The organism is Nocardiopsis potens DSM 45234 (genome assembly GCF_000341105.1).
Classification (GTDB): Bacteria; Actinomycetota; Actinomycetes; order Streptosporangiales; family Streptosporangiaceae; genus Nocardiopsis_A; species Nocardiopsis_A potens.
In genome coordinates this window covers 1-8,060 of the sequence record NZ_ANBB01000107.1, presented here as the reverse complement: position 1 = coordinate 8,060, position 8,060 = coordinate 1, and the positions used below count along the sequence as shown (strand labels likewise).

Genomic DNA, 8,060 nt, shown 5'->3' with positions numbered 1-8,060 from the left:
GGAGGACTGCCTGCAGGACCCGGAGACGAGTGCGCAGGTCTGCCCCGGCGACGAAGGGTGGGAGGCCGCGGAGGACACCGTTCCGATCTCGGGGCCCGACGACCCCCGGTGCCGATCGGACTGGTCGGAGAACTGCTACGAATACTGCTACGTCTCCCCGACCACGCCGAACCGGATCCCCGGCTCCGCATGCTACGACGGCGAATTCCACGAAGAGGACTGGATCTGGGCCGAATACGCCTGCCCGTCGCTCTACACCCCTGCCCCGTCCCCGGGGTTCGAGTACAGTTTCCCGCTCTCCTGCCCGGAACCCCCCACGGAGGACGACGTCCCGCCGGAGCTGGAAGGGGACCCGTACGCGCTGCAGATCGTCTACGGATGCCAGAACTCCCTGGAATGGGCCGAGATCTACGCGGAGGAGATCGACTCCTACAAGGAAGTGGTCTGCGGTTACGTTCCCGCGGCCGATTGACGGGCCGGTGCCGGTGCGCCGCGCCCCGCCGCCCCCGTGCCCGGGGAGGCGGGGCCTGAAAGCGTCACACCGGGTCCGCCGCGTTCACCCGGGCGCTGCGCAGCAGCCGCGGCGAGGCGCCGTAGCGCTCGCGGAACGCCGCGCTGAACGCGCTGGCCGAGGTGAAGCCGGTGCGGCGGGCCACCTCGGACACCGGCATCGACGTGTTGCGCGGGTCGGTGAGCAGCTCCCGGGCCTGGGCCAGCCGGATGTCCTTGATGAGCCGGCGCGGGGTGGTCCCCACGGTCTGCAGGGCCAGCTGGAGCTGGCGCAGCGACCAGCCCAGGTCCGCGGCGAGCGTCTCACCGCGCAGCCCCGGGTCGCCCGCGTGCAGCTGCACGTGGCGCTGGGCCGCCGCGGCGATCTCGGCGAGCCGCCCGCCGGGCTCGGCTCCGCCGCTCTGCCCGCGCAGGGCCATGCAGACCAGGTCGGTGGTGCGCTCGGCCACGGCGTCGAACTCGTCCGGGGTGAGCTCGGGCGCGTTGTCGGTGAGACCGGTCACCATGGCGCTGGCGATCCGCCCCACCCCCGTGCCGAGGTCCACCGGGCACGGCGGCAGCCGCCCGAACAAGGTGGTCTCCAGCGGCCGGCGCTCCAGCGAAAGCGCCAGCGCGCCGGAGTGCTCCATATGCTCGAACATGAGCGGCCTGGCCATGGTGAAGACGCACGCCTCCCCCGCTCTCAGGAGGATCTGCTCCCTGTTCTGCTCGATGACGATCGTCCCCGAGCTGCAGACGATCAGGAAAGGGTCTCCGCCGGGCGCATCGCGCAGGTGGCGCTCGGTCCTCCGATGGCGGACGCGGTCGGAGCGCCAGGTGAGGACCTGGTGGTTGTCGGTCCACACACGGAGCGCATCGCTGTGGAAGCGCGGCCCGCCGCCCGGGAAAACGGAATCCAGGCCGTGATGGTAGCCGCTGACTCGCTCGTGCCAGATCTGGAACGCCTCCTCGAGGGGGAGGTGGCCTGTCGCCGTGGTCTCAGTCCTGACAGTGGGCATGGGTCCTGGTCCCTGGTCCGTTCTGCCGTCCGCTCACTTCTTTCGCGGGCCGCACCGGCGGGGGCGGTGCGGCACTCGGGAATTCGCGCCGGAGATGAATCGGAGATGAATCCGGGCGCCGGGCGGTTCAGTATACGGATCGCGGGGTTTCAGGGATATTGCGAGAGGCCCCCGGTGAGCACTTCCTCCGCGGACGTGCCGGGGTCCGCCGGCGCCGCTCCCGCCTGGCGGGTGAGGGGGGCCAGTTCCACGGCGAGGCGCAGGGTGAGGCTCGCCGGGTCGACGGGGCGGGTGAGGAGCTGCTCGACCCGGGCGATCCGCTTGACCACGGTGTTGGGGTGGACGTTGAGGCGGCGGCCCGCGCGGGTGGGGCTCGCCCGCTCGTCGAGGTAGATCCGCAGGGTCTCCAGGAGGCGGCCCGACGGGTCGGCCGACGGCGCGACGGCGCCGATCTCCCGCTCGACGAAGTCGCTGCACGCGCGGAGGTCCCGGGAGGCCAGCGCCACCACGGCGACGTCCTCGAAGAAGACCATCCCCGACCGGCCGGCGGCCACGTGGATGCGGCGGGCCTCCAGGGCCTCGCGGTGCGTGGTGCGGAACCCCTCCACGCCGACGTGGCGGATGCCCCAGGCGGCGTGCACGCCGTGCGGCAGCCGGTGGCCCGCCATCGCGGCGCGCAGGTCCGAATCGGCGCAGGAGACCCAGGTGAACACGGCGTTGTCGGAGGTGCGCATGGTGATCTGCTGGTGCGGGCCCGCCCGGTCGACCAGGCGCGCCGCCGCCTTCTCCAGCACCTCCGCCGGCGCGGTGCCGCTCCACACGACGAAGCACGCGTGCGGGGTGCCGAAGTCGTAGTCGACGAGGCATTCGGCGCGCGCCTGGTCGATCTCGCCGGACAGCAGCCGGGTCAGGACGTCGCGGACGCTGATCCGGTCGGCGGCGGGCGACTCGGCGGAGCGCTCCGCGTACACGAGTGCGATCCGCCGCGACACCGCCTGGAAGTAGCCGGAGAGGAACGCGGCCGCGTGCTCCAGCACCGCGGTGCGCCCGGCCTCCGACAGCCCCTGGCGGGTGTCCCGCAGCGACTTGGTGAGATGGAGCCAGACCTCCGTCTGGACGGTCTCCACCTCGTGGAGCAGCGGGGACAGCGTGGATCCCGGCATCGTGCCGGCGAACCGGGCGTGCCGTTCGACGTCGGAGGGCACCGGCACCGGTTCGCGCGGGTGCCCGGCGTACTCCGCCAGCGTGCGCAGGTGGAGCGTGACGAGCTGGGCGCGGCGCGCCTCGGCGGGCTGCGCCGCCCCTTCGGAATCAGTGGCGTCGAGGCGGAGGCGCCGGAGGATGCGGCCGCGCAGCGCGGCCTCGTGGCCGTGCAGCCAGTTCTGCAGCCACAGCATCGGCCGCCGGTCCGCTCCGTCGGAGGGCCACGTGGGGGCGTGCACCAGGGAGGGGGTCATGGCCCGGAATCTATCCACGCCGGACCGGTCCGGACGTGGTCTCCCGCGCAAGGACTTTGCGCCCACGCGCATGATCGGGATCCCCGCCGGAGAACGGTTCCGGCGCACCACCGCGGGGTGGCGCGGCACCCCACCCCCGGTCGCGGACGGGGCCCGCCCCGGTGTCCCCGCCGTCTCGGCGTCGCAGAGCCGCGGGGCGCCGCCCGCGCGCACAACGGATTCCGCTGCCGGCCGCACTGCCCGCGGACCCCCGGGCCGCCCTGCGGCGGGAACGCGGCCGCCGCGCCCTCCTCTTATCGGGATCTCCCCTTCTTCTGGGAGTCGCGCAGATTCTCGACCCGGCGGGGGACCATGGACCTCTCGGCCCGTTCCCGGCTGGTCGTCTTGTCGCCCCTCCTGAGCCCGGTTCCCGGATCGTCGTGCAGGATGATCGCCTCGGTCTTCGGCTTCTCTCCGTCTTTCCTCGGCATGCGCTCTCCCTCATGGCGGAGTCCGGTCCTGGGATTCTCCGCCGGAATCCGCGGTCGGTTCCGGTCCGTTCGGGGGCGTCCGCCTCCGCTGAACCGGGGATCGGAGGCTACGTCACCTTCCCGGTCTCCTCGAGGGCCCGCCGGGGATTCTTTTCCAACCTGATCGGGAATCGGCCCGGGACTCTACTCCGGGGTGGCGGCCCGGACCATCCCCGAATTCGCTCCTCCCGGAAGGGGAAGGGAATCCCCGCGGTCGGAGAGAGGACGGGGCGGCTCTCGGCACACCGGGTACTGCCGCCGAAGGGCCGCGCCGAGCCGGCGGAGACGGGAGGGCCGCACCGGGCCGCCCCGGAGAACACGAACGGCGGAGGCCCGGATCGAACCGGATCTCCGCCGTATCAGCCGAAGCTGGTGTCCGAGGGGGGACTTGAACCCCCATGCCCTTAACGGGCACTAGCACCTCAAGCTAGCGCGTCTACCTATTCCGCCACCCGGACCGGTGTGGACGGCGCCTCAGCGCCGGACAGGGTCAACCATAGCAAAGGTCCGGGGGTGGGCGGACATCGTTTTCTCCCGGCGGGGGTGGGAGGGTTCTGGGGACGGCAGTCGCGGAGTGCGGAGAGGAGCTGGGATCCATGGCGGAGCCGGTGGAGCGGAAGGCGGGGGCGGAGGAGGAGGTCGTGGAGCTGTGCCGGGAGCTCATCGCGATCGACTCGTCGAACTACGGGGACGGGTCCGGGCCGGGGGAGCGGGAGGCGGCGGAGTACACCGCGGCCAAGCTCGACGAGGTCGGGGTGGAGGTGCAGGTGTTCGAGTCCGCGCCGAAGCGGACCAGCCTGGTGGCGCGGATCGAGGGGGAGGACCCCTCGCGGGCGCCGCTGCTGCTCCACGGGCACCTGGACGTGGTGCCGGCCGACGCGGCGGACTGGACCCATGACCCGTTCGCCGGGGAGGTCGCCGACGGGTGCGTGTGGGGGCGCGGCGCCGTCGACATGAAGGACATGGACGCGATGATGCTGGCGGTGGTCCGGGAGCGGATGCGCACCGGGCGCAAGCCGCCGCGCGACATCGTGCTGGCCTTCCTCGCCGACGAGGAGGCCGGCGGGAGCTACGGGGCGCAGTGGCTGGTCGACCGGCACCCCGAGCTCTTCGCGGACTGCTCGGACGCGGTCAGCGAGGTCGGCGGGTTCAGCGTCACCGTGGAGGAGGGCCGCCGGCTCTACCTGATCGAGACCGCGGAGAAGGGCATCGCCTGGATGCGGCTGACCGCGCGCGGCACCGCGGGGCACGGCTCGATGGTCAACGACGACAACGCCGTCACCGAGCTGGCCGAGGCGGTGGCGCGGCTGGGCCGGCACGAGTTCCCCGTCCGGCTCACCAAGACCGTGCGGACCTTCCTGGAGGAGGTCTGCGAGGAGTTCGGGATCCCCTTCGACGAGCGGAACCCCGAGGCCGCCCTGGAGCGGCTCGGCCCCGTCGCCGGGATGATCGGCGCCACCCTGCGCAACTCGGTCAACCCGACCGTGCTCTCCGGCGGCTACAAGGCCAACGTGATCCCCGGCACCGCGACCGCGCAGGTCGACGGCAGGTTCCTGCCCGGGATGGAGGAGGAGTACTTCGCCGAGATCGACCGGCTGCTCGGCCCCAAGGTCGACCGGGAGTTCATCCAGTACCTGCCGTCGGTGGAGACCGAGTTCTCCGGCGGGCTGGTCTCGGCCATGGGCCGGGCGCTGGAGGAGGAGGACCCCGGGTCGAAGGCGGTGCCCTACTGCATGTCCGGCGGCACCGACGCGAAGAGCTTCCAGCGGCTCGGCATCCGCAACTTCGGGTTCGCCCCGCTGAAGCTCCCGCCCGAGCTCAACTTCTCCGGCATGTTCCACGGCGTCGACGAGCGGGTTCCGGTCGACTCGCTCCGCTTCGGCGCCCGGGTCCTGGACCGGTTCATCGATCTGAGCTGATCCCCGGCACGGCAGGGAGGGGAGGGGCGGCACGCCGTGCCGCCCCTCCCTTTTCGGTGTCCGGGCACGGGGGAGGGCGGTGAATCGGATGGGGAGGGGAGGAGGGAGAACCCGAAAAAAATCCGTTCCGGTTCCCCGTTTTTACCCGGACGATCGCCCAGAGTGGTGCTAGCGTGACTCTCGGTCGGCGGAGGAGGGCCTCTGCCGACGGCCGGAATCCGGCCGCTCGTATCCGTCCATCGGTGTGCACGAGGTGGCTTCATGGCGCAGAACGAACGCGTACGGCGGGGGCTCCCCGCTGCTGCGCGTCTGCGCGGGAGCCGGGCGCTCGGGCGGGCCGCGGTCCTCCTCGGCCTGGTGGCCGGGGGGTGGCTCCTCGGCGCGTCCGCCGCCCAGGCCGACGTGCCCGACGCCCCCGGCACCGCCGGGGCCGAGGCGATCGTCGACGGCGCCGCCGAGCAGAGCGAGCGCCTCGTCTCCTCCGCCGGGAAGCAGGGCCCCTCCTTCAGGGGGGCCGGGCCGGACGGCTCCGGGCTGAACGGCTCCGGACTGAGCGGCCTGCGCGCCGCGGTGCCGTCCGAGGCCGGCACCGAGGGCAGGGCGCCGGTCGGCGAGGCCGTCGGCGGCACCGTGCAGGGCGCGGTCGGCGGCGTGCAGGACACGGTCCAGCGCACCGGCGGCGCCGTCGGGGGAACCGTCGGCGCCGTGGAGGAGCAGGCCGAAGGGGTCGTCTCCGGCACCGTCGAGGCCGGCCGCTCGGTCACCGGGGGATCGCTCGCCGAGGGCGACCTCGCCGACGCGGTCTCCGGCATCGGGAGCACCGGCAGCCGGCTGCAGGAGGGTCTGGAGCGCACCGTCGAGGGCGCCGCCGACCTCACCGAGCGGCCGTCCGACGGCGCCTCCGAGGACTCCTCCGAGCGCTCCGGCGACCGGAGCGGGGACGAGCGCGGCGAGGAGAAGGACGGCGCCGAGCAGCGCGCGTCCTCCGCGTCCGCGCAGGCCCCGGCCGCACCGGGCACCGCCCGGATACCCGCGGCCGTCCCCGCGGACTCCGTGGACGGCGGCGAGCAGGGCGCGATCGGCGCGCCCGGCCACCCCCGCACCTCCGGATCCGACTCCACCGGCGGACCTTCGTCCCCGGTCCCCGCGCCCGCCGCAGGCTTCCTGCTGCAGCAGCGCGCCGACACGCTGCGCCCGTTCGCGCACCGCGTCGACCTGCCCGGCGACCCGACCCTGGTGGTCCGCGACGCCGCGGACGACCCGTCGTTCTCGCCCGACTAGTTCCACCTCTCCAGGCGGCGGGCGCCGCCGCGCCCCGGCGATGCCGTGCGGCCGCTCCAGCGCCTCCGCCTGTTCTCCGTGCCCGCAGGGGGCACGCGCATCCCGTCTCAACACCCCGCTCGGCTTGTGCCGCAACGCAAAGGACCAGCATCATGCCCAGCACCACAAGGACCGCAGTGACCGCCTTCATCGCGGCCGGTGTGCTCTCCACGGCACCGTTCGCGCTCGCCACCACTCCGGCCATCGCCGATAACAGCACCAGCGGGAACGGCTCCATCGGCGGAGGGAACCAGACGGACCTCGACGTCGACCTGCCGATCAACCTGTGCGGCAACGCGATCGCCGTGCTCGGCAACGCCGCCGCGGCCTGCCAGGACTCCGGGGCGGTCAGCGAGGACTCCGGTTCCTCGTCCTCCTCCACCTCGGGCAACGGTTCGATCCTCGGCGGCAACCAGATCGACGCCGACGTGGACGCTCCGGTGAACGCCTGCGGCAACGCGGTGGGCGTGGCCGGCAACGCCGGGGCGGTCTGCGAGGACTCCGGGGCCTCCACCGGCGGCGGCGATGACGGCGGCCACGACGACGGCGGTCACGACGATGGTGGCGACGATGACGGCGGCCACGACGATGGCGGCCACGACGACGGCGGCCACGACGACGGTGGCGACGACGGCGGCGATGACGGCGGCCACGACGACGGCGGTGACGACGGCGGCCACGACGACGGCGGCGACGAGCCCGGGGGCCCGGGGCACCCCGGCGGCCCCGGGGAGCCGGGTGAGAAGGACCCCGCCCCGGTCGCCGAGGACCGCACCGAGCCCGCGCTGCCGCTGACCGGATCCGCGGTGCTGGCCATGGCGGCGGCCGGCGCCGCCGCGGTGGTGGCCGGCCTGGGCGCCCTGGTCATGGGGCGCCGCAAGAGCCGGATCGGCAGGTAACCGGATCGGCCTCCCGGTCCTCGTGACCGGGGGCTGACGCGAGTCCCGCGGGCGCGGCCACGTTCGCGGGGTTCACGTCAGCCGCCGCTCCCCGGAGCGGAGCTGACCACGGAGCGTGTCCGCCAGGCACGCCGGACGCCGAGACGCCCGCCGACCGCGAGGCCCGGCGCCCCTCCCACGGGCGCCGGCCCCCCGGGGTCCCGCAGTCACGCAGTCCCATTGATTCCATCTCATCCGCTTTCACGTCCCTGAAAGGAAATCCCACATGCGCAAGTGGGCCCGAATCTCAGCAAAGGCCGTCCTGCTCACCACCGGCTTCGTCGCCCTCGGCGCGGGTGTCTCCTTCGCCGACGCCGGCACCGTGGAGACCTCGGGCAACGGCTCGATCCTCGGCGGCAACCAGCTGGTCGTCGACGGGAACGTCCCGGTGAACGTGGCCGGCAACGCC

General features: G+C 73.5%; 5 protein-coding genes, 1 tRNA gene and 2 pseudogenes. 5 read left to right on the top strand and 3 right to left on the bottom strand.

Translation table 11 applies throughout. The features are described from left to right. A pseudogene (locus D459_RS36035) lies at positions 1 to 472 on the top strand (hypothetical protein); the annotation flags it as partial. A 64-nt stretch (positions 473 to 536) separates the two neighbouring features. Here D459_RS36035 and D459_RS33360 read toward each other — a convergent pair. From D459_RS33360 to D459_RS0130035, 3 genes are all read right to left on the bottom strand, one after another. Continuing rightward, a complete protein-coding gene (locus D459_RS33360; protein WP_081620763.1) occupies positions 537 to 1,508 on the bottom strand; it encodes a helix-turn-helix transcriptional regulator in 972 nt (323 codons plus the stop codon). A 149-nt stretch (positions 1,509 to 1,657) separates the two neighbouring features. After that, entirely contained in the window at positions 1,658 to 2,965 is a 1,308-nt protein-coding gene (locus tag D459_RS34015) for a PucR family transcriptional regulator (protein ID WP_017596696.1), read from the bottom strand. A gap of 879 nt (positions 2,966 to 3,844) precedes the next feature. After that, positions 3,845 to 3,932, bottom strand: a tRNA-Leu gene (locus D459_RS0130035). A 138-nt stretch (positions 3,933 to 4,070) separates the two neighbouring features. On the opposite strand from D459_RS0130035, the gene D459_RS0130030 reads away from it, so the two are divergent. The 4 genes and pseudogenes from D459_RS0130030 to D459_RS34010 all read left to right on the top strand — a co-directional run. Then, positions 4,071 to 5,393 (top strand): M20/M25/M40 family metallo-hydrolase, encoded by a 1,323-nt coding sequence (locus D459_RS0130030; protein ID WP_017596694.1) that lies wholly within the window; start codon positions 4,071 to 4,073, stop codon positions 5,391 to 5,393. A 261-nt stretch (positions 5,394 to 5,654) separates the two neighbouring features. After that, a complete protein-coding gene (locus D459_RS36030) occupies positions 5,655 to 6,674 on the top strand; it encodes a hypothetical protein (protein ID WP_026120890.1) in 1,020 nt (339 codons plus the stop codon). A gap of 152 nt (positions 6,675 to 6,826) precedes the next feature. Next, positions 6,827 to 7,612 (top strand): chaplin family protein, encoded by a 786-nt coding sequence (locus D459_RS0130020; protein WP_026120889.1) that lies wholly within the window; start codon positions 6,827 to 6,829, stop codon positions 7,610 to 7,612. A gap of 265 nt (positions 7,613 to 7,877) precedes the next feature. Beyond that, a pseudogene (locus D459_RS34010) lies at positions 7,878 to 8,060 on the top strand (hypothetical protein); the annotation flags it as partial.